Source organism: Streptococcus sp. CL5.50 (assembly GCF_049738015.1).
GTDB lineage: Bacteria > Bacillota > Bacilli > Lactobacillales > Streptococcaceae > Streptococcus > Streptococcus mitis_CA.
This window is the reverse complement of sequence record NZ_JBKOTR010000002.1, coordinates 87,875-110,895: the sequence shown is the minus strand read 5'-3', so window position 1 is coordinate 110,895 and position 23,021 is coordinate 87,875. Positions and strand designations below refer to the sequence as shown.

General features: G+C 40.3%; 18 protein-coding genes and 1 pseudogene. All 19 read left to right on the top strand.

The features are described from left to right. The first annotated feature begins 14 nt into the window (after nt 1-14). Nucleotides 15-3,005 carry a type I restriction endonuclease subunit R gene (locus ACLNCV_RS01955; RefSeq protein ID WP_261126368.1) on the top strand — a complete coding sequence of 997 codons (2,991 nt, stop codon included), beginning with the start codon at nt 15-17 and terminating at the stop codon, nt 3,003-3,005. Between the two features lie 387 nt (nt 3,006-3,392). Beyond that, entirely contained in the window at nt 3,393-3,608 is a 216-nt protein-coding gene (locus ACLNCV_RS01950; protein WP_020903010.1) for a hypothetical protein, read from the top strand. 25 nt (nt 3,609-3,633) lie between these two features. Beyond that, nucleotides 3,634-4,395: a DUF6261 family protein gene (locus tag ACLNCV_RS01945; RefSeq protein ID WP_020903011.1), complete on the top strand. Its 762-nt coding sequence runs from the start codon at nt 3,634-3,636 to the stop codon at nt 4,393-4,395. A 566-nt stretch (nt 4,396-4,961) separates the two neighbouring features. Beyond that, nucleotides 4,962-5,771 (top strand): hypothetical protein, encoded by an 810-nt coding sequence (locus tag ACLNCV_RS01940; RefSeq protein ID WP_020903012.1) that lies wholly within the window; start codon nt 4,962-4,964, stop codon nt 5,769-5,771. A gap of 125 nt (nt 5,772-5,896) precedes the next feature. Then, nucleotides 5,897-7,102, top strand: coding sequence for a restriction endonuclease subunit S (locus ACLNCV_RS01935; protein WP_020903013.1), 1,206 nt, complete (start codon nt 5,897-5,899; stop codon nt 7,100-7,102). A 10-nt stretch (nt 7,103-7,112) separates the two neighbouring features. Next, the gene (locus tag ACLNCV_RS01930; protein ID WP_020903014.1) at nt 7,113-8,888 is read left to right on the top strand and encodes a P-loop NTPase fold protein; all 1,776 of its coding nucleotides are present in this window, start codon (nt 7,113-7,115) and stop codon (nt 8,886-8,888) included. A gap of 305 nt (nt 8,889-9,193) precedes the next feature. Then, on the top strand, nt 9,194-10,795 hold the full coding sequence (locus ACLNCV_RS01925; RefSeq protein ID WP_261116099.1) for a type I restriction-modification system subunit M: 1,602 nt from the start codon (nt 9,194-9,196) through the stop codon (nt 10,793-10,795). A 103-nt stretch (nt 10,796-10,898) separates the two neighbouring features. Continuing rightward, nucleotides 10,899-11,303: a YbgA family protein gene (locus ACLNCV_RS01920; protein WP_084925708.1), complete on the top strand. Its 405-nt coding sequence runs from the start codon at nt 10,899-10,901 to the stop codon at nt 11,301-11,303. After that, nucleotides 11,287-11,652: pseudogene (locus ACLNCV_RS01915) on the top strand (TIGR02328 family protein). The gene ACLNCV_RS01920 and the pseudogene ACLNCV_RS01915 overlap by 17 nt, the downstream one beginning before the upstream one ends. Nucleotides 11,653-11,808: 156 nt before the next feature. Continuing rightward, the gene (locus ACLNCV_RS01910; protein WP_084925710.1) at nt 11,809-12,174 is read left to right on the top strand and encodes a type II toxin-antitoxin system RelE/ParE family toxin; all 366 of its coding nucleotides are present in this window, start codon (nt 11,809-11,811) and stop codon (nt 12,172-12,174) included. Continuing rightward, nucleotides 12,164-12,457, top strand: a complete 294-nt coding sequence (locus ACLNCV_RS01905; RefSeq protein ID WP_142360017.1) for a helix-turn-helix domain-containing protein — start codon at nt 12,164-12,166, stop codon at nt 12,455-12,457. Before ACLNCV_RS01910 ends, ACLNCV_RS01905 begins: the two co-directional genes overlap by 11 nt. Before the next feature lie 353 nt (nt 12,458-12,810). Continuing rightward, nucleotides 12,811-15,060, top strand: a complete 2,250-nt coding sequence (metE, locus tag ACLNCV_RS01900; RefSeq protein ID WP_261029128.1) for a 5-methyltetrahydropteroyltriglutamate--homocysteine S-methyltransferase — start codon at nt 12,811-12,813, stop codon at nt 15,058-15,060. A gap of 103 nt (nt 15,061-15,163) precedes the next feature. Beyond that, on the top strand, nt 15,164-16,030 hold the full coding sequence (metF, locus tag ACLNCV_RS01895; RefSeq protein ID WP_000089956.1) for a methylenetetrahydrofolate reductase [NAD(P)H]: 867 nt from the start codon (nt 15,164-15,166) through the stop codon (nt 16,028-16,030). A gap of 535 nt (nt 16,031-16,565) precedes the next feature. After that, nucleotides 16,566-18,779: a polyribonucleotide nucleotidyltransferase gene (gene pnp, locus ACLNCV_RS01890; RefSeq protein ID WP_424844815.1), complete on the top strand. Its 2,214-nt coding sequence runs from the start codon at nt 16,566-16,568 to the stop codon at nt 18,777-18,779. Between the two features lie 15 nt (nt 18,780-18,794). Further along, the gene (cysE, locus tag ACLNCV_RS01885) at nt 18,795-19,412 is read left to right on the top strand and encodes a serine O-acetyltransferase (RefSeq protein ID WP_049516296.1); all 618 of its coding nucleotides are present in this window, start codon (nt 18,795-18,797) and stop codon (nt 19,410-19,412) included. An 11-nt stretch (nt 19,413-19,423) separates the two neighbouring features. Next, complete coding sequence (locus tag ACLNCV_RS01880) at nt 19,424-20,308, top strand: GNAT family N-acetyltransferase (protein ID WP_424844814.1); 885 nt, start codon at nt 19,424-19,426, stop codon at nt 20,306-20,308. 81 nt (nt 20,309-20,389) lie between these two features. Further along, entirely contained in the window at nt 20,390-21,733 is a 1,344-nt protein-coding gene (gene cysS, locus ACLNCV_RS01875) for a cysteine--tRNA ligase (RefSeq protein ID WP_424844813.1), read from the top strand. Further along, nucleotides 21,726-22,112 carry a Mini-ribonuclease 3 gene (locus ACLNCV_RS01870; RefSeq protein ID WP_000567927.1) on the top strand — a complete coding sequence of 129 codons (387 nt, stop codon included), beginning with the start codon at nt 21,726-21,728 and terminating at the stop codon, nt 22,110-22,112. Before cysS ends, ACLNCV_RS01870 begins: the two co-directional genes overlap by 8 nt. A 3-nt stretch (nt 22,113-22,115) precedes the next feature. Then, on the top strand, nt 22,116-22,985 hold the full coding sequence (locus tag ACLNCV_RS01865) for a helix-turn-helix domain-containing protein (protein WP_049544819.1): 870 nt from the start codon (nt 22,116-22,118) through the stop codon (nt 22,983-22,985). Nucleotides 22,986-23,021 lie beyond the last annotated feature (36 nt).

The following is a 23,021-nucleotide window of genomic DNA, read 5'->3' as shown; positions in this document are numbered from 1 at the left end:
GCAAAGGAGAGAGTATGATACAGGTAAAACCAGAACTGGAGATAGAAAAACAACTGATCAACCAACTGGTGACCGGGGAAAGTCAATGGACTTACAGAGATGACCTTAAAACAGAAGAGCAATTATGGGAAAACTTCTTTGAAAAGCTAGCCCAGAACAATGTGGCTCTATTGGCAGATCATCCCCTGACAGAACAGGAAAAACGCCAGATAAAGAATCAACTGAACTTTGTTAGCTACTATGATGCGGCCAAGTGGTTGGTCGGCGAAAATGGCATTGCCAAGGTTGAGGTTCAGAGAGAAGATGCTAGTTTGGGGACTATCCGTTTATCTGTCATTTGGCGAGACAATATCGCAGCTGGTAAGTCTAGTTATGAGGTTGTCAACCAAGTCGAGAGAGATAAGATAAATCCTCAGGATCAAGACCGCAGGCTAGATGTGACCCTCTTGATCAATGGCCTTCCCATGATTCAAATCGAGCTTAAAAGTCCCAGAGTTGCTTTTCTAGATGCCTTTCATCAAATCAAGAAGTATGATAGAGAAGGAAAGTTCCGTGGCCTCTACTCTAGCTTACAGATGTTTGTTGTGACCAATAAAGTAGACACACGCTATATCGCTGCAGCTAGGGAAAATAAACTCAACAAGCAATTTCTAACCAAGTGGGTGGATAAGGACAACCAACCCATAACAAGCTTGACCAGTTTTGCCCACGAAGTCCTTTCCATCCCTCGTGCTCATCAGATGGTCATGCAGTATTCTGTCCTTGATGATAGCAAGAAGGCTCTCATCCTCTTGCGCCCCTATCAGATCCACGCCATCGAAGCAGTGCAAGAAGCTTCTCGCCAGCAAGCATCAGGCTATGTATGGCATACGACAGGTTCAGGGAAGACCCTGACTTCTTATAAGGTGGCTCGGAATCTCCTCCAGATTCCATCCATCCAAAAGACGATTTTTGTTGTTGACCGCAGGGACTTGGACCAACAGACCACTTCGTCATTTCTCTCTTATGCGACCAATGATGTCATTGATATTGATGAGACGGATAATACCCATGATTTGGTCAAGCGACTAGGAAGTAATGATAAGCGTGTGGTGGTAACGACCATCCAGAAAATCATCACCATGATGCGTAAGTTTGATCAAGGTCTTTACCAAAGAGATGCGGACAAAATCAAGGGTATCCGAGTGGCCTTTGTCGTGGATGAATGCCACCGTGCCGTAACACCTCAAACACAAAAAGACATTAAGGCCTTTTTCCCACAGTCTCTCTGGTATGGTTTTACAGGCACACCTATTTTTAAGGAAAATAAACGCCAGCAAGTGGGCGATCTAGCCCAAACCACCCAGCAACAGTACGGAGACCGTCTCCATGAGTATACAGTCAAGGAAGCTATCCATGATGGAGCAGTTTTAGGCTTTAAGGTGGATTATCGCAATACCCTCATCACGGATAAATCCGAAAATGACATACCAGATACCGTGTATGAGAATGAGGAGCATATGCTGGAAGTCTTGGATGCCATTATCAATAAATCCCGTCAACAGTTAGGCTTCCAAAAGGGAGTAGGTAAGACCTACAATGCCATCCTGACCGTCAAATCCATCCCTCAAGCCCAAGCCTACTATGACCTGCTCAAACGGGTCAAGGCTGGGGAGACGAGGGTTAAGGTATCGGAAAGAGTCAAGCAGGTTCTTCCAGACTTTCCAAAGGCGACCATCACCTACTCGGTCACTGAAAATGAAGAAGAGTCAAGAGCTAATCAAGACCACATGAAGCAGGTTTTAGAAGACTATAACCAAGAGTTTGATACCCACTTTACCATGTCGGATCTTCGTGGCTTTAATACGGATGTCAATAACCGCCTAGCTCGAAAGCAGGACAAATACCTCTATCGCAATGAGCAGTTGGACTTAGTCATCGTTGTCAATCGTCTCTTAACGGGATTTGATGCCCCTTGTCTGTCAACTATTTTTATCGACCGCAAACCCATGCAACCGCAGGACTTGATTCAGGCTTTTAGCCGAACCAACCGTATTTTTGATAGCAGTAAGACCTATGGTCATATCATCACCTTCCAAAAGCCCCTAGCCTTTAAGGGAGCAGTAGATAGTGCCCTCAAACTCTACTCAAATGGTGGTGAAAACGAGGTTCTAGCTCCAAGCTGGGAAGAGGAAAAGAGGAACTTTTTACGGAGTTGCAGTGATTTCAAAAATCTTGCTACTGATGACTATGTGAATGGTCTAGATTTTGAGCAAGTCTCTACGCCTGAGTTGAGGAAACTAGCTAAAACCTATCAAGCTCTTGATAAGTACCTAGCCTCTATCCGAGTGTATAAAGAGTATGATGAGGAAGAAGTTTACAGTCAGACGGGACTTGATGGAGAGAAGTTGGAAAGGTATCTGGGTCTTTATCGAAATGTCCTTGCAGAATTAAAAAGTCGAGTAGAGGATGATGACGATGGAGAGCCACTTGATATCCACTATGAACTGGAGTCTATCCAAGTGGACGAAATCAACTATGCCTATATCCTAACCTTGATCCAAAGCCTGATTGAACAAGGTCAAAGTCAAGAAAAGCACCTAAGCTCTCAAGATAAGGAAGCCGTGGATAACTATATTCAGAGTCTTGAGAAGACCAATCCAAATCTTGCCCAGATCATCACTGAACTGTGGAGAGAGGTACAAGAGCATCCAGAAAACTATCGTGGTCAGTCTATCGCAAATATCTTGGATCAGATGATAGAGGTTGTCATCCAGCAACATATCCAAGTCTTTAGCAAACGTTGGTATGTCGGAGAGGATGAACTCCGTTACTATGTCGAACACTACCGTAAGGGAGCTAAAAAACAACTAGGAGAAAGCCAGTTGACCAAGAGCCAGCGCTATCAGGACTATAAGCTAGAGGTGGCAGATGCCCTCAATCCTCTCCTCTATAAAAAACAAATCAAGGAAGCCTATACCCAGCTAGTAGAGGAAGTCATTGAGCCGTTGAGGGTTGGGAGATAGTCCTTCTAGACTTAGAATAGTTCCGCTTCCTAAAGTTTACATGTATTCTAAGTATCGAATGATTGTAATTCCATAAATTTATAAGCAATCTACGTTTCGAATAGCTTATCTGAGAAAGTTTTGAGGTTTTCTAGCTTTCGAATAGTCGTCTTTCCTAAAGTTTAGATGTATTCTAAAGCTAGAAGAGTTAAAATCTATAAATAGTAAGTGTCTCTATCTGATGGACGGTATGTATGTCCAGTCAGATAGGGATTTTTTAATTTGGAAAAGTCTGATTTGTCCTGAAAAGTACATTTTAGATGGAAATAATGACAGTTGAGCGGATGGGGATTAAAATGGTTTGAGAAACTGTTAGAATGAATGTATCAACTCAAAGGAGAAAAATTGATGAAGAAAGTTAAAGATGATGAGGATAGTATTCTATCGACACTTCCTTTATGGGGGCTTCTATTTTTGGTCTGTGTATTGTTTCAAGTCTTTGTATTTAAGGATAGACCTTTGATTCAACATGATAGACAAGGAAGCATTGTAAAAACAGATCAAGAACAGGTCTATCTTCCAGAACTAATCCAGTCTTGGTTTGATAAAGAAGACAATAAATGATTCGTTAAATAGAAAGGATATTATCATGACAAAAACATACGCTATTCGCCCACTTAGTTACAGCAACTTTACCAACCGTGAGTTTGAGAGCCTGATGATGGATACTCATCAAAGTTTGGCGACTTTTTCTAAGGCAAACAAGGATGAGGCTATGTATGCCAAACATCTGGAACCCTTCAAGACCAAGCTAGATGATTTTCAAGCTCAACTTGCGTCGGTGGAAACGAAAGAGTCTAGTAATCTGACAGAAGTCGATCGCAATCGTGATAGTGCCTTGGTTGGTCTCTTTACCCTTCATAGAGGATTTGCTAAGATTAAGGATGCCAAGCTCAAAGAAGCTCATGAAACTCTGAAACCAGTCTTTGCCAAGTACAAGGACATCACCAAGCACAGCAATGATGTGGAAACGGCAGAAATCAAGAGCTTGCTCAAAACGCTTGGTGAAACACCTTATCATGAGGCAGTGACCAGTCTAGGACTGACCCCTATGCTGACGGCTGTGGTCAACGCTCAAGAGGAATATGACCAAGTGGAGAGTAAGGCGCGTGCTTCTAAGTCTGCCAAGGAAGTTGGCAAGACCAGACAACTCCGTACCGAACTTTCAACAAGCTACGACCTCTTTATGCGCTATACCGCAGCCAGTGCAGAAGCCTACCCTGAAAAGGAACACCTGACCCAACTCCTCAAGGAACTCAATAGCATCCGAGATAGCAAGCGCCGTCTCATCACTAGTAGCAAGAAAGATAAAAAGACCAAACCAGCAGAACCAGCCCAAGTAGCAGGATAAAGACAACCCCTTAGAAGCAGATTTCTAAGGGGATTTTTGTGGTTTCGTGGATAATTTATATATTAACAAAATTGTAGAGAAATAAATAATAGTTAATAAATAAGTTGTTTAAATTCTGGATAGAATCAATAGTTTATTTAATACCTAAATGTTGAAAGTTAATAAGAAAAAGATTAGTTTTTATAGTCTTTTTAAAAATATTGCACTATATATTGTGTTTTATTCTATTTTTCAAAAAAATCAACACTATATATAGAAAACAATATTGCTTTTTTGTTTTTGTTTGGTATAATATGAATTGTAGAAAAAAGACGTCAGTGGGCGCTGACGACTAGTTAGAGATGGTGAATTTCAAAATGCGATATGAGCACTATTTCAAAAATTCTCTTTTATTCTAACACTAAATAAAAGAAATGTAAATCTCATTTTGATAATTTTCTTTTTTCTACAAAATATAGAAAAAAGAGGTACATATTATAAGAATATCAAACTTATTAAATAGAGAATCAATCCAAGTAGGATTAGATTTTGTTGATGTAGATACATCAAAGGATGTTAAATTATTTGTGGACCCATTGCTTTTACCAGATAAGTTTAGGGATATTGCTAATGATTTTGTAAAAACAGTTTATAAAGTTTACGATAATGGTAATAAATCAGATGCATTACAACTATTTTCACACTCTAAAGAATGTAATGCTATCCACTTTGGATATTCTGAGAGTAACTCCAAAGGGACAGGTGTTTCAATGAAGATGCTTGATCAATTTTTTGGGTATGTCTATAAATCGGTAGATAAAATCAAAGAAAAATTACTGACACCTATAGCGATGCCGATTTTTGTAAAGAGTTTTTCAGAAGATAGGATGTCTGATTTGTTAGTAAGTTTATTAAAAAAAGAATTGATTTTATATTCTTTAGAACTAGCTCGATTACACGGTTTAAAAATCAGTAATGAAGTACAACGTTTTGATTATTGGGATGCCGAGAGTCATGAGTGGGCTACCTTTGAAAGCCAGTATGTTCTTGCTCCTAATGAAAATGGTGTAGAGGAACTTCTTATCTTAGTTCCGAAATCTGTTGTAAGTAAAAGATTTTTAGTAAATCCTTTTAGATATATTTCAGTAATTTTTCAACATTTGCAGTTGATGGAAAAGTACCAAAGGACTAATGGTACACCAAAATCTAAAAAAGAATTACGGGAATCAGAGATAGTAGCAAAATATCAAAAGGATAAAGATAAAAGCTATATTTTAGATATGACATTGACATCGCCTGAATACTATGATGTATACTATGATAATGCAATTAGGTTTAGTGATAATAAATCTATGACAGACGAAGAGTTAATAGAGTGTCTTACAAAGGATAGATAAAGTTAGGTTTGGAATAGTGCTATTAGGGAAGAAGTAATTTCTTCTCTTTTTTCTTTGTTATCAGCATTTGTTATTATGATTCATGATATAATATAAAAAATGAGAAATAAGGTAAGGAGAAGAGTTTGAAAGCTTTACTACCTAAAATAAAATTCAAAAATTTTGATGAGAAATGGAATAGAAAAAAATTACATAGTATTGCGCCCCTGCGTGGAGGCTTTGCTTTCAAAAGTGAAAAATTTCAAAATACTGGCATTCCAGTTGTTAGAATATCAAATATCAAATTTGACGGAACTGTTGGAGGGGAGTTTGAATATTACTCTAAGATAATTCCAGATGAAAAATTTGTTCTTAGAGGACGTTCAATTCTATTGGCTATGTCAGGAGCAACTACTGGAAAAATAGCTATGTTAGATTCTGAGGAAGAATACTATCAAAATCAACGAGTAGGTTATTTCCAAAATACTGGGGAAGTAGACTATGAATTTCTTTCTTCTGTTTTGCAGACGAAAGCATTTACTAACCAACTAAACGCTGTATTAGTAGCAGGTGCACAACCAAATATATCGTCCAAAGAAATTGATTCCTTTGGATTTTATCTTCCAGACTCAACAGAAGAACAATCCGCCATTGGTTCTCTTTTCCGCACCCTTGACGACCTTCTGTCTAACTATAAGGAAAATCTTGCCAACTACCAATCTCTCAAGGCGACCATGCTCTCCAAGATGTTTCCTAAAGCTGGACAGACAGTCCCTGAGATTCGTTTAGATGGATTTGAGGGTGAGTGGGAAAATAAACGTGCAGATGAAATTTTTAAGTCAGTGTCTGAGAAAAATAGAGCTTTGTTGCCTGTGTTATCAGCTTCTCAAATTGATGGTATGGTTTTGAGAGATGAAATAGGCATTGATATTAAGTATGATGAAGCCACTCTCAATAATTATAAGCTTGTCAAACCAGGTCAGTTTGTAATTCATTTACGTTCTTTTCAGGGAGGTTTTGCTTTATCTAAATTAGAAGGAATAACCTCGCCTGCATATACAATTATTGATTTTATTGATAAAGTAAATAACTTACCTGATTTTTGGAATTCAATTTTAACTTCAAGGGACTTTATAAAACGATTAGAGACAGTCACTTATGGAATTAGAGATGGGAAAAGCATTAGTTTTAAAGATTTTTCTAGCTTGAAATTTGTATTTCCAGAGTTTAAAGAACAACAAGCCATCGGCTCCTATTTCTCAAACCTAGATAACCTGATCAATTCTCATCAAGAAAAAATTTCTCAGCTTGAGACTTTGAAAAAGAAACTCTTGCAGGATATGTTTATTTAGGTAAATCAAAATGGAAAAGAATTATATTAAACTAGAGAAAATCGATACATCAACAGCAGCAAAAAATTTTGCTGATTTATTAAAAGAAAATAAAACGTATTTTCTTAATGGGAATTGGGGATCTGGTAAATCTACTTTTCTTAAAGATATCAATGATACGAAACAAGTTAAACTAGTTACTATTGATTTTTGGAGATTAAATGACAGTCGTTCAACTTTAGAGACAGTTTTTGCGAATTTACATCCATTTGTTTATTGGGGTTTAAGATTAATTGTAATTCTATGCATTGCATTATCAATCCTAATGACTAATGTAGTTGATTTGGGGCTAAGCGCTTATGTACCTAATTGGGTTGTTTTATTCGCAGGAGTGATTGCTTTAATAGTAGCAATTCATCAATTTTTGAAAATAAAATCAGATGGAATTTATAGCTGGTTATTGACTCGAAAATATTTTTCATTCAAAAGAAAAGTTCTAGTTGTTGATGACTTTGATAGAATGACTAATATTCAACAAGAAGCTAGTTACAAACTTTTTAGTTTGTTAAATGGGAAACTTCCAATTATATTTGTTGGAGATATAGAACTTCTACATAGAAATGATAATAATTATCTTTCAAAAATAATAGACAGAAGATTTGATATTCCTTATGTTTTACATCCTATGAAAATATGGGGAGATTATTTTGAACAATTAGAAGAGAGATTTAAAATAAAGCTTTCTGATGGATTCAAGAGAGTCTTCATAATGGACGATAAAAATTTAAGAGACAGAGAACGTTTCAATGATTATGTTAATTTGGAATTAATCGGTCGTGATAAAAAGGAATATGTCCAAATTGAGCAACAACTGGTTGTTCTTTATCTCTATCTTTACTATCAAGAAGCATATAAGTCTCTAAAGAATGGTAGGAAAGGTATTGAAATAGATTCAAATAAGTTGTGGCTAATCAAAGAATTGCAAAACATTTTATTTGAAAAAAATGATTTGTATCCTGTTTGTTATCGCTCTAACTGTGAAGCGTATTTCATTAATGAAATACCATCTAATAGAAAAATTGATGAATTAATTTTGATTATTAATAATAAGAAACAACTATCTCCGGAAATCTTAAATAATCAGCAAGATTTCTTTGATTATATAAAAAATTTTGAGAATTTAACTGAGAATGAGCAAGAATTATTATTCCAACAAACATTAGAATTATCTAAACTTGGAAAGAATAATATGCTGATGGATATCATTATTCAAAAGAAAGTAAAAAAAGAGGTTCCCGACTACAATCCGTCTTTAATTAGTACAAAAGTGATTGATGATGTGGCAGACTTTTTAAGATATAAATTAAGTGAAGAGGATTTATCTGAAATTTTTTATTTTATTATTAAGCATAAAATTTTTCAATATTTTCACTTTAGAGATTCACAGATAGGAGAAGAATTATATTCTAAAATTGAGTATTTTAATAGAAAAGCACAAATATTATTGATTTATATCTATAGTCATAATATAGAAGAGCGTTTTTCTGAATGGAGCAATGAACTATTGCAGAAAATAGAAAACCTTGACACGGAAAATTTTCTCGCTTTTTTGCTACAAATTGGATGCATTGTTAATAGTCAAGATTCTAGTAATGAATTTCATACAGCAAATAGAACGTACACTACAAATTTTAATAATTTAGTTGGTGACTTCGATAAAGCAAGATCAGTTGAGATTTTTAAAAGTTTTTATAATAGGTTGATGAAACTTAATAACGAGGGATATGTAATAAAAGACCCAGAGTAAAATCTTAAAAGGAAGCTACTATAGTATTTGTTAGTCAGAAGCTTCAAGATATTAAGAAGTTTTTGGTGATCATTTGTCTGGTCGACTTGACTCATTTTATGACTGGAACAGATTTTAGGAGCACTTTTAGAATTTCTTCCACAATCTAGAATTTAAGATTATTTAATCTGTGTAAAAGTATTGGTTATCAACTTACAGTATCTTCTATTCAGTTGATCTTGATTTGAACGATTGAAAATGAAGTGATTTGTTATAAATGATTGCTTGTTTAAAAAAATAATTGTAAAACTTTAGAAAGAAACATTATGGAAACAACACAAACTTCCCAGTCGCTCTACCAAGCCCTGTGGAACTCAGCGGATGTTCTCCGCTCTAAGATGGATGCCAACGACTATAAGTCCTATCTCTTGGGTATGGTCTTTTATAAGTACCTGTCAGATAAGATGCTCTTTTTCGTGGCGGAGACTATGGAGGAGGGGAGTGAGAGTCTAGAGGCTGCCCTTGAGATTTATCGTAACTACTATGAGGATGCAGACACCCACGAGGATCTTCTTGCAGTCATGAAGGACGAACTCAACTATAGTATCAAGCCTGAGTTGACCTTTACGGCTCTAGTAGCGCGTGTCAATGAGGGGACTTTCCAGCTGGAAGATTTGGCTCAGGGTTTTAGAGATATTGAGCAGAGTGATGAACTCTATGAAAACCTCTTTGAAGATATTGACCTCTATTCCAAAAAGTTAGGGGCGACTCCGCAAAAGCAAAACCAAACGGTGGCGGCAGTCATGAAGGAGTTGGCTGTGCTAGATGTGGCTGGTCATGCTGGTGATATGCTGGGGGATGCCTATGAGTATCTAATCGGTCAGTTTGCGACTGACTCGGGTAAGAAGGCTGGTGAGTTCTATACACCTCAACCTGTTGCCAAACTTATGACTCAGATTGCCTTTTTGGGTCGTGAGGACCAGCTAGGCTTTACTATCTATGATGCGACTATGGGGTCTGGCTCTCTCTTGCTCAATGCTAAGAAATACTCTCATAAACCGCAGACAGTGGTCTACTTTGGTCAGGAACTCAATACTTCGACCTATAACTTGGCTCGGATGAACATGATTCTACACGGTGTTCCTGTTGAGAATCAATTTCTCCACAATGCCGATACACTGGATGAAGACTGGCCGACTCAAGAACCGACTAACTTTGATGGTGTTCTCATGAACCCTCCTTACTCTGCTAAGTGGTCAGCAAGTTCTGGCTTTATGGCGGATCCTCGTTTCTCTCCTTTTGGGAAACTGGCGCCCCAGTCCAAGGCTGATTTTGCTTTTCTTCTGCATGGATATTACCACCTCAAGCAGGATCATGGAGTTATGGCTATCGTCCTTCCCCACGGTGTTCTTTTCCGTGGAAATGCGGAAGGGACCATTCGTAAGGCCTTGTTAGAAGAAGGTGCCATTGATACAGTTATCGGTCTTCCAGCCAATATCTTCTTTAACACCAGCATTCCGACCACAGTCATCATTCTCAAAAAGAACCGTACCAGCCGTGATGTTTACTTTATCGATGCCTCTAAGGAGTTTGATAAGGGGAAAAACCAGAATATCATGACAGATGCTCATATCGAGAAGATTTTAGAGGCCTACAAGTCTCGTGAGGAGATTGACAAGTTTGCCCATCTCGCAAGCTATGAAGAAATCGTCGAAAATGACTATAACCTCAATATCCCTCGCTATGTAGATACCTTTGAGGAAGAAGAAGTCGAACCACTGACAGATATCGTCAGCAAGATTAACATGACAAATGAAGCAATCCAAAACCAAACAGCTTCCCTACTCGAAATGCTCGGTCAACTCCACGGAACCACACCAGAAGCTGATGACGAGCTTAAAAAGTTTTTGAAAGAGTTTGAAGGGTGATGAGAGTAATTGATTCGCTCATATTCCGCTCATAATTCGCTCGTTTTTAAGATACAACTTTGTTTCCATATTTCCGGGGAACTAGTAGAAAGTAAGGAGAAATATGGAAAATAATAACCAACTTGCCCTTTGCCAGCAACTCTGGGCGAGAAACAAATACCTCGTTTTGAGTCATTCTAGCAATATTTACAATGAGATTCGTCAGTATCTCAAGAATGAAGAGGTGGAGGTGAGTCAGGTTCAGGAGAAGATTGATCGTGCCTGCCAGATTCCAGAACACAGGGGTCAGATTTGCAATGCCTTTCAGCATATTTGGGGCTATTTCAAAAAGAAAGCGACAGATGCTGAACGCAAGGATTATATGTTTTTACTGGAGCGTTATCACTCTGGCCATGCCACCAAAGAAGACTTAATTGCTAAGACGAGGGAGTTGCTAGATCGTTATCCAAATACCTACTTGCAACATTCAAAGTTACTGAAAGGAGATTCCCATGAGACTTTGGCATGAGGCTTTGATTTCACAACTTCCCCGTCCTCAACTCTTGGGACAGCATTGAGAGTGCTGTGCCCTCCGTGGCAATGGCTGGGGCAGAAAGCATGCGACGGTTGACTATGTCTTTACTCACTCGCCCTATCGTCTCTATGCCTATCATGACTTGATCATGGAGGAGATGGCTGACCGAGGCTATAAGGTCAGTCCAGAGTGGATGGACAAGAACTACCGTGGTAAGATTTGTCCTTCTTATCAAGACTTAGTAGAGGAAAAGCTGAAAAGTCCTATATATAGCGAGCATGATGCTTCCTACTATGAGGAGTGTCTGGCAAATCTTCGAGAGAAGGGGATTGAGCTGGAATAATAGTAAGGATTGCCTTCAATTTATAACTCTTCTCGTAATTTTTTCGAATAATAAAGATGAGACCTTTAGAGTTTTTCTAAGGTCTTCTTTTTATGAGTGTTCAGATTTACTTTTAATAACTTTTGAGTTATAATTTAATTAGAAAGAGGTTGCTTGGTGCATACGATTTACTTCTATAAGGACAAAAATGGAAACGAGCCAGTTTTGGATTATATGAGAGAATTGGCTAGTCAGAAAAGTAAGGATAGTCGCATCAAACTCAATAAACTAAATGACTATATCGAGTTGTTTAGTCAGCATGGGACGAGAGCTGGGGAACCCTATATGAAACACTTGGAAGATGAGATATGGGAACTAAGACCTTTGAGAAATCGAATTTTATTTATAGCGTGGCTTGATGGTAGTTTTGTTCTTTTACATCATTTTGTCAAAAAGACTCAGAAAACTCCTAGAAGAGAAATTGAAAAAGCCAAGCGTGAACTGAAGGACTTAAAAGAAAGAGGGTTAAGTGATGAAGAATAGTGCTATTGGAAGTAACTGGAAGGATGTCCGGTCAGAACTCTTTACCAAGGAGGAAATACTTGAAAGTGATATGCGAGTGGCTATCATGAGTGAGTTGATTGAAGCCAGACATGAGCAAGGAGTCAGCCAGAAAAAGCTAGAAGAACTCAGTGGAGTGAGTCAACCTGTCATAGCTAGGATGGAAACAGGAAAGACTAGCCCCCAGTTGGATACAGTCTTGAAAGTTTTAGCCAGTTTAGGAAAGACACTAGCAGTCGTCCCACTTGAACAGGGGAAAAGTTGATAGGGATGAAATTACTTGGTTGGCTAAAATCATCCACTGGATAATTTTACCTCCCGTCCGCACTTTTTAAGGGAAATATCAGAATTACAAAAGAAAAATCAACCTATAGTCTTTTCTAATAACAAGCCATAGTCACTTATAAGAATTACTAATAACGTGTTTGATCAGTCTAACTGAAATATAGTAAAAAAACAAGTTACACAAAGGATTTGAGGCATTTGTCTCAGGTCTTTTTCTTTTGTTTAAAATAGATATATAGTTTTAAACTATATCAAAGCCTAATTTTTTACAATTATACAGACGCTTTCTTTTCTGTTAAGATAGTTTCAACAACAAATTTTGGAGGACACATCATGTCAACTACAATCATCGGTTTCCCTCGTTTGGGCGAATTCCGCGAATTAAAATTTACAACTGAAAAATACTTTAGAAAAGAAATCTCAGAAGAAGAACTCTTGGCAGCCGCAAAAGACTTGCGTGCTAAACACTGGAACATTGTCAAAGAAAAAGGCATCACTGAAATCCCATCAAATGACTTTTCTCACTATGACAACTTCCTAGATGCAGCTTTCCTTTTCAACGTGGTACCTGCTTCAGTTCAAAACTTGGACTTGTCTGATCTTGAGCGCTACTTCGCTTTGGGTCGTGGTTATCAAGGAGAAAAAGGGGACGTTCGCGCCCTTCCAATGAAAAAATGGTTCAATACCAACTACCACTACATCGTTCCTAAGTTTGAAAAAGACACTCAAGTCAAACTCGCAGGTCACAAAATCTTTGATGAGTTCCAAGAAGCAAAAGAACTTGGATTGAACACTCGTCCAGTTCTTGTAGGTCCATTCACTTTCCTTCAATTGTCAGACTTTGAAGAAGGCGTGAAAGCAGAAGACTTCGTAGACAGCTTAGTTGCTGCTTATCAAGAAGTTTTTGCAAAATTGGCAGAACTTGGTGCGACTCGCATCCAACTCGACGAAGCGGCTCTTGTAAAAGACTTGACAGCTGAAGAAAAAGCTCTCTTCTTGAACATCTACAACAAACTCTTGTCTGACAAAAAAGGTCTTGAAGTCTTGCTTCAAACTTACTTCGGAGACGTTCGTGACGTTTACGCTGACCTTGTAAACTTGCCAGTAGATGCTATCGGTCTTGACTTCGTTGAAGGTAAGAAAACTCTTGAATTGGTTAAAGGTGGTTTCCCAGCTGATAAGACTCTTTATGCAGGTATTGTCAATGGTAAAAACATCTGGCGTAATAACTACGAAAAGAGCTTGGCTGTTCTTGAACAAATCCCAGCTGAAAACATTGTCTTGACAAGCTCATGCTCACTTCTTCATGTGCCATTTACAACAGCTAATGAAGAATTTGAACCAGCTATCTTGAACCACTTTGCCTTTGCAGTTGAAAAATTAGATGAGATCCGTGATTTGGATGCTATCCGCAATGGTCAAGGTGAAGAAGCACTTGCAGCCAACAAAGAACTCTTTGCGACTGAGCGTGTTGGTGAAAATGCGGAACTTCGTGCGCGTATCGCTGGCTTGACAGACGCAGACTACACTCGTTTGCCAGCCTTTGCAGAACGTGAAGCTATCCAAGAAGAAGCTTTCAAACTTCCAGCTCTTCCAACAACAACTATCGGTTCATTCCCTCAAACAAAAGAAGTTCGTGCGAAACGTTTGGCTTACCGTAAAGGTGAATTGTCTCAAGAAGAGTATGACGCTTTCCTTGCTGAAACAATTGACGAATGGATCAAATGGCAAGAAGATATCGACTTTGATGTCCTTGTTCACGGTGAATTTGAGCGTAATGACATGGTTGAGTACTTCGGTCAAAACTTGTCAGGTTACCTCTTCTCTAAAAATGGTTGGGTACAATCATACGGTATGCGCGGGGTGAAACCACCAATCATCTGGGGTGATGTAACTCGTCTTAACCCTATCACTGTTAAATGGTCTAGCTATGCACAAAGCCGTACAAACAAACCTGTTAAAGGTATGTTGACTGGACCAGTAACTATTCTCAACTGGTCATTCCCACGTGAAGACATCTCTATCAAGGATTCTACTCTTCAAATCGCTCTTGCTATCAAGGATGAAGTGCTTGACCTTGAAGCTGCTGGTGTGAAAATCATCCAAATCGATGAGGCTGCTCTTCGTGAGAAATTGCCGCTCCGTCGTAGCGACTGGTACGAAGACTACCTTGACTGGGCAATTCCTGCCTTCCGCTTGGTACACTCAACAGTAGCGCCAGACACACAAATCCACACTCACATGTGTTACTCAGAATTTACAGATATCATCCCAGCTATCGACAACATGGATGCAGATGTTATTTCCTTTGAAGCTAGCCGTTCAAACCTTGAAATCTTGGACGAACTCAAAGCGAAAAACTTCCAAACAGAAGTGGGACCTGGGGTTTACGATATCCACTCACCTCGTGTGCCAAATGAAGGCGAAATCGACAATACAATCGAAGCCATCCTTGCTAAAGTGCCGAGCAAGAAAGTTTGGATCAACCCTGACTGTGGTTTGAAAACACGTGGTATTCCAGAAACAAAAGAAAGCTTGATTCGCCTTGTTGAAGCAGCTAAAGCTGCGCGTGAGAAATTGTAAGATAAGGATTTCTCTAGAAGCGCTGTTTGGTCAATCTGCCTGTTTCACTTGGATTCTAGGAATCCAGCTAACGAAAAAAATCAACTAGAAAAGGATAATGACTATGTCACGCCAAACACCGTCACTCTCATTTGAAGTGTTCCCTCCAAACCCAGCCGTGGGTAATGATAAAATTATTTCTGCTCTTCAAGATATGCAGGAGTTGGCTCCCCACTTTATCAGTGTGACTGCCAGCAATAATAAATTTAATATCAAGGAAACGACGGTCCGTTTGGCTGACTTTATCCAAAATGACTTGGCGATTCCGACTATTGCTCACTTGCCAGCCATCTATTTGACCAAGGACAAGGTTGCTGAAACCATTGCTGATTTGGACAAGGTTGGAGTGCAGAAAATTTTGGCTCTTCGTGGGGATATTATTCCAGATGTGGAACCACAAAAGGATTTCCGCTACGCAACTGACTTGATCGAGTTCATCAAGGAACAAGCCCCTCACTTTGATATTGTTGGTGCTTGTTATCCAGAAGGTCATCCAGATTCACCAAATCAGATTTCAGATATTCAAAATCTTAAGAAGAAAGTGGATGCAGGCTGTTCGAGCCTTGTAACTCAGCTTTTCTTTGATAATGAGCGCTTCTATGATTTCCAAGACAAGTGCATCTTGGCTGGGATTGATGTTCCCATTCATGCAGGGATTATGCCAATTCTGAATCGAAATCAGGCTCTCCGCCTCTTGAAGACTTGTGAGAATATCCATCTTCCACGCAAATTTAAAGCCATCTTAGACAAGTATGAGCATGACCCTGAGTCGCTCAGAGCAGCAGGACTTGCCTATGCAGTGGACCAAATCGTGGACTTGGTAACTCAGGATGTTGCCGGTGTGCATCTCTACACTATGAACAATGCTGAAACAGCAAAATATATCCACCAAGCAACCCATGCCTTGTTTAATCACCAGTCTCTAGGATAATAAAAAGCAAACCATTCTTCTCAGGTGAGGGGAATGGTTCCTTTTTAATGGTAAAGGCCGCACTTTTTAAGAAAAATATGATAAAATAGACTCTGTACGTACTTGATACAAAGATGAGGGTATTAAATAATAGAATGCATTTAAACTGCAAGGTTTAGCGATATGAGCGAGTCAAATCGATATCATTTGACGAGAGAGTTAGTAAAGCATTTAGCTAATTGCCTGATAGCGATTAGCGTGAAAGGTTTAGATGCTTTAGTCTCAAACCTTTCTGATGATTTGTATCTTGAGTAATTGAACCCGGGCTAAATCCCTAGTGAAAAAGATAGATTTCCTGGTGTACATGGTACACTGCGTCAATCGAATGCTATCTTGTGTAATTGAACCCGGCCGAAAAGCTGTGTAAAAAAGATAAACTGTCTTGTCTTCATCGAAGACTTCGTCAGTTTCCTATTTTTACTTTGCTTTTGACGTCCTTGGTATCTTGATCTTTGTAGGCAAGGCGTATAATTTCATCAATCCAAAGGGGATTAAAATGACAAAACAAGTGTTTCAAACGACTTTTGCGGGTCGTGAGTTAATTGTAGAGACTGGTCAGGTTGCTAAGCAAGCAAATGGCTCTGTTGTTGTACGTTATGGTGAGTCAACTGTCTTGACTGCTGCCGTTATGTCTAAGAAGATGGCAACTGGGGATTTCTTCCCACTTCAAGTCAACTATGAAGAAAAAATGTATGCGGCTGGGAAGTTTCCTGGTGGCTTTATGAAACGTGAAGGGCGTCCTTCAACGGATGCGACATTGACAGCGCGTTTGATTGACCGTCCAATCCGTCCTATGTTTGCGGAAGGTTTCCGTAATGAAGTACAAGTCATCAACACAGTTCTTTCTTATGATGAAAATGCCTCAGCACCAATGGCAGCTATGTTTGGTTCATCCTTGGCGCTTTCTATTTCAGATATTCCATTTGACGGACCAATTGCTGGGGTACAAGTGGGATATGTAGATGGCCAAATCATCATCAACCCTACGCAAGAACAAGCAGAGCAATCGCTCCTTGAATTGACAGTAGCTGGTACCAAACACGCCATCAACATGGTAGAGTCTGGTGCTAAAGAATTGTCAGAAGAAATCATGTTGGAAGCTCTCCTTAAAGGGCACGAAGCAGTCAAAGAATTGATTGCCTTCCAAGAAGAAATCGTTGCAGCAGTTGGTAAGGAAAAAGCAGAAGTAGAATTGCTTCATGTGGACGCTGAATTGCAAGCTGAAATCATCGCAGCCTACAACAGCGACCTCCAAAAAGCGGTTCAAGTTGAAGAAAAATTGGCTCGTGAAGCTGCAACTCAAGCAGTTAAGGACCAAGTTACTGTTGTGTATGAAGAAAAATATGCAGACCACGAAGAATTTGATCGTATCATGCGTGATGTGGCTGAAATCTTGGAACAAATGGAACACGCAGAAGTGCGTCGTTTGATCACAGAAGACAAGGTACGTCCTGACGGTCGTAAGGTTGATGAAATCCGTCCTTTGGATGCGGTTGTTGACTTCCTTCCTCGTGTGCACGGTTCAGGTCTCTTCACTCGTGGACAAACTCAGGCTCTTTCAGTCTTGACCTTGGCTCCGATGGGTGAAACTCAAATCATTGATGGTTTGGATCCAGAGTACAAGAAACGCTTTATGCACCACTATAACTTCCCACAATACTCTGTTGGGGAAACTGGTCGTTACGGTGCGCCAGGTCGTCGTGAAATCGGTCACGGTGCTCTTGGTGAGCGTGCACTTGCTCAAGTCTTGCCAAGTTTGGAAGAATTCCCATATGCTATCCGCTTGGTAGCTGAGGTCTTGGAATCAAATGGTTCTTCATCTCAAGCTTCTATCTGTGCGGGAACTCTTGCCCTTATGGCTGGTGGTGTGCCAATCAAGGCGCCAGTAGCAGGGATTGCCATGGGTCTCATCTCAGATGGAAACAACTATACAGTCTTGACAGATATCCAAGGTTTGGAAGACCACTTTGGAGATATGGACTTTAAGGTTGCAGGTACTCGTGACGGGATTACAGCCCTTCAAATGGATATCAAGATTCAAGGAATCACTGCAGAAATCTTGACTGAAGCACTTGCTCAAGCCAAGAAAGCGCGTTTTGAAATCCTTGATGTGATTGAAGCAACCATTCCAGAAGTTCGTCCAGAATTGGCTCCAACTGCTCCGAAAATTGATACCATCAAGATTGATGTGGACAAGATTAAGATTGTCATCGGTAAGGGTGGAGAAACCATCGACAAGATTATCGCCGAAACAGGCGTTAAGATTGATATCGACGAAGAAGGAAATGTGTCTATTTACTCTAGCGACCAAGATGCTATTAACCGTGCCAAAGAAATCATTGCTGGTTTAGTTCGTGAAGCCAAAGTGGACGAAGTTTACCGTGCTAAAGTCGTTCGTATCGAGAAATTTGGTGCCTTTGTTAACCTCTTTGATAAGACAGATGCCCTTGTTCATATCTCGGAGATGGCTTGGACGCGTACCAATAATGTCGAAGACTTAGTAGCAATCGGTGATGAAGTTGATGTTAAGATTATCAAAATTGATGAAAAAGGACGTGTGGATGCTTCTATGAAAGCCCTTCTTCCTCGTCCTCCAAAACCTGAACGTGATGAAAAAGGCGAAAAGTCTGAGAAACCTCACCGCCCACGTCATCACAAGGACCACAAACCTAAGAAAGAATTTACAGAAACACCAAAAGATTCAGAATAAGAAAAGGAGAAATGTATGGGATGGTGGCGCGAAACCATTGATATCGTAAAAGAAAATGATCCAGCGGCCCGCACCACTTTGGAGGTTTTGCTGACTTATCCAGGTGTCAAGGCCTTGGCGGCCCACCGTCTTTCACATTTTCTCTGGAAGCATGGCTTCAAACTCTTGGCTCGTATGCACAGTCAGTTCTGGCGCTTTTGGACTCAGATTGAGATTCATCCAGGTGCTCAGATCGATTCAGGTGTCTTTATCGACCATGGTTCTGGCTTGGTGATTGGAGAGACAGCTATCGTTGAGACGGGAGTTCTCCTCTATCATGGGGTGACTCTTGGGGGAACAGGGAAAGACTGTGGCAAACGCCATCCAACCGTGCGAAAAGGAGCTTTAATATCTGCTCATGCCCAAGTCATTGGACCCGTTGAAATCGGTGAAAATGCCAAGGTCGGTGCAGCAGCAGTTGTCGTGGCAGACGTGCCTAGTGATGTGACGGTTGTCGGTATTCCGGCCAAGATTGTCCGTGTACATGGTAAAAAGGATGAGCCGGTCATTCACGAAGTCGAAGAAAAACGAGAGTACTACGTCAATAAACTCGAGCAGGCTAAAGAAGCCAGTCACAGATCGTCTGGTTTGTAGAGGATAGCTATATGATTAAAGCAAGAAACAAGTTAAGCCAAGAGGAGCTATCTGAGGCGAAAAAACTAATTAACTGTTGCCAAAATTATGACGGTACCTATCGTGATCCCTATCTCTCTAACATGCTTAATTTTGACCCAAACATGCCCGCCTTTTTCCTTTATTATGAAAAAGGCGAACTTGTTGGTTTATTAACTGTCTATGCAGATGATCAAGATGTGGAAGTGACGATACTGGTTCATCCCAATCATCGCCGTCAGGGAATTGCGCGGGCTTTGTATAGAAGTTTTGAGAAAGAAACGGCATCTTATCCAATTGAGTCTGTGACTTTTCAGACAGAACGTATTTTTCTAGAACGTCATCCTGATTTTGCCAGCAACTGGGGATTGGTCGAGGACGAGGATACAGAAACTTGGTTAGGTAAGGATAGAAAACCTTATCCGTTAGCAAATGTTTCCAATCTTGAAGTTTTGTTAGCAGATAGTTCGTATCAGGAGCAAATTAGTCAGTTAAAATTTCAGGCATTCTCAGAGGAACATGAGTCTAGAGAGATTGTGGATAGATATGTCGCTGAAGCTCTGAAGGATCCAGAAAGTCGCTTATATATTTTGTTAAAAGACGGTCAGGTTATTGGGACTTGCACGGTAGATTTATCGACTAATACGAATTACTTCTACGGTTTAGCAATATCAGAACTTGAACGTGGGAAAGGCTATGGAAGCTATTTAGCAAAATCCCTTGTCAACCAACTAATTGAGCAAAATGACAAGGAATTTCAGATTGCAGTAGAGGACAGCAATGTAGGTGCCAAGCGCTTGTATGAAAAAATTGGCTTTGTCAAACAGACCCAGGTGGTTTATCTGAATGAGAAAGGAGCAAGGGATTCCGAAGTGTAGGGACATTCGGACTGAAATTCAATTGAACTCTTAGTGATGAAACTAACTGTTCTTGGATTTCAGCTTTCCTGACTATGATTTATGATTAAAATCTATGACACCATGTCTCGTGATTTGCGAGAATTTGTCCCGATTGAGGACGGTAAGGTCAAGATGTATGTTTGTGGGCCAACCGTGTATAACTATATCCACGTGGGGAATGCCCGCTCAACAGTAGCTTTTGATACGGTTCGTCGCTATTTTGAGTACCGTGGGTATGAGGTTGCCTATATTTCCAATTTTACAGATGTAGATGATAAGATTATCAACCGTGCCAAGGAGGAGGGCATCACGCCTCAGGAGGTTGCGGACAAGTACATCGCTGCCTTTCGTGAGGATGTGACGGCCTTGGGCGTGAAACCTGCGACTCGCCACCCTCGTGTGGTGGAGTTTATGGCTGACATCATCCGCTTTGTGGAAGACTTGATTGAAAAAGGCTTTGCCTACGAGAGTCAAGGAGATGTCTATTTCCGTGTGGAAAAATCTCACAACTATGCCAAGTTGGCCAATAAAACCTTGGAAGACTTGGAGCTGGGTGCTTCAGGTCGTACCGATGAAGAAACAGCTCGTAAGGAAAATCCTGTAGACTTTGCCCTCTGGAAATCTGCCAAATCAGGCGAGATTTCTTGGGACAGTCCTTGGGGACCTGGTCGTCCGGGCTGGCATATTGAGTGTTCGGTCATGTCGACAGAAATTTTGGGCGATACTATTGATATCCACGGTGGTGGAGCGGACCTTGAGTTTCCTCACCACACCAATGAAATTGCTCAGTCTGAAGCTAAAACAGGCAAGACTTTTGCCAACTACTGGATGCACAATGGCTTTGTCAATATCGACAATGTCAAGATGTCCAAATCTTTGGGGAACTTTATCACTGTCCATGATGCCCTCAAAACCCTCGATGGGCAAGTGCTTCGTTTCTTCTTTGCGACTCAACACTACCGCAAGCCCATCAACTTTACGGAAAAGGCAGTGCGGGATGCAGAGACTAATCTCAAGTATCTAAAGAACACTTACGAACAACCATTTACAGGAAACGTGGATACCCAAGAGTTACAAGCTTTTAAAGACAAGTTTGTAGCAGCTATGGATGAGGATTTCAACTCGGCAAATGGAATCACAGTAGTCTTTGAAATGGCCAAATGGATCAATTCCGGCAACTATGACGCAAGTGTCAAGCAAGCTCTTGCGGATATGTTAGAAGTCTTTGGAATTGTCTTTGTTGAGGAAGTTTTGGATGCAGAGATTGAAGACTTGATTCAAAAACGCCAAGAAGCGCGTGCAAATCGTGACTTTGCGACAGCGGACCAGATCCGTGACCAATTGGCTGCTCAAGGGATTAAGCTCCTTGACACCAAAGATGGAGTGAGGTGGACACGTGATTGATGTCAATCTCATTAACGGGATTGCGTTAGCTTTTGAGGGGGACGCGGTGTATTCTATGTATATTCGTCGTCACCTCATCCTCAAAGGCATGACCAAACCCAATAAACTCCATCAAGAAGCGACCAAGTATGTCTCAGCCAAAGCTCAGGCTCGCCTGATTTCCCTTATGTTAGAGGAGCAAGTCCTGACGGAAAAAGAAGAAGAAATCTACAAACGTGGTCGCAATACCAATAGTCACACAAAGGCTAAAAATGCCGATGTGGTGACCTACCGTATGTCCACAGGTTTTGAAGCAGTCATGGGTTATCTCCATATGACTGAAAATCTGGAACGTCTTGAGAGCTTGATTTCGTGGTGCATCCAAAAAGTGGAGGGCTAGGACATGATGGCAAAAGAAATACAAGAATGGTTTCCTGAAGCTCAGATTTCAGACCAACCAGTAGAGAAAGAGGGTTATCTCACTCTTCCTTTAGCTTCTCAACAGTGGATTTTGCTGGAGGAAGCTGGGCTCAGCGAGCGTGAAAAGCAGTTGATTTCACTTTTGACCCAGCAGGAGCAGGCTCGTTCGCTCAATCCTTGGTATTCTTTTTTGATTGAGGGGAAGGGACAGACACCACAAACTTTTAAAAAGATTCAGTTGGCCTATTGTCATCTTTCCTATTTTCATCAGGAAAATCTAGCTTCTTGGCTGGATATGATGCGGACTCTATTTCCTAACTGTCAGACAGTGCTTCAGGTCGGAGCTCAGGATTATGTTTTCGTGCTTCAGCAAGATAAATACACCTCTGTACGAGCTATTTTAAGTGATACGATTGAAGCGGTAGAGTATGACTTTGGACTTCGTCTGTCTATCATGTTGGGCCAGGTTTGGTCTCAGACGAGAAATCAAGCCCTATCAGACTTAATCAAAGCTGAGCGCGAGTTGTTCAAGACTTGGTGGCGTCAGGGTCACCAAGGTGTTCATACTTTTTCTCAGCTCTATCTTTGGAGTATGGGAGAAAGACTTGTGGACTTGAAGGCAATCAAGGAATGCTTGCACCAGATGATCTTGGATCAAGACCAGATTCAGGAAATCATTCTCTCCCTTTGGGAAAATAGTGCTGTCCTAACAAAAACAGCCCAGCAACTCTATCTGCACCGCAATTCTCTCCAATACAAGATTGATAAGTGGGAAGAATTGACAGGGCTTCAATTGAAGGAATTGACTGATCTGACCCTGTGTTATCAGTTGATTTTACCAGATATTCTCTAAAGTTTTGTGCAAGTTGCACAGAACTTTTTTGTTTTT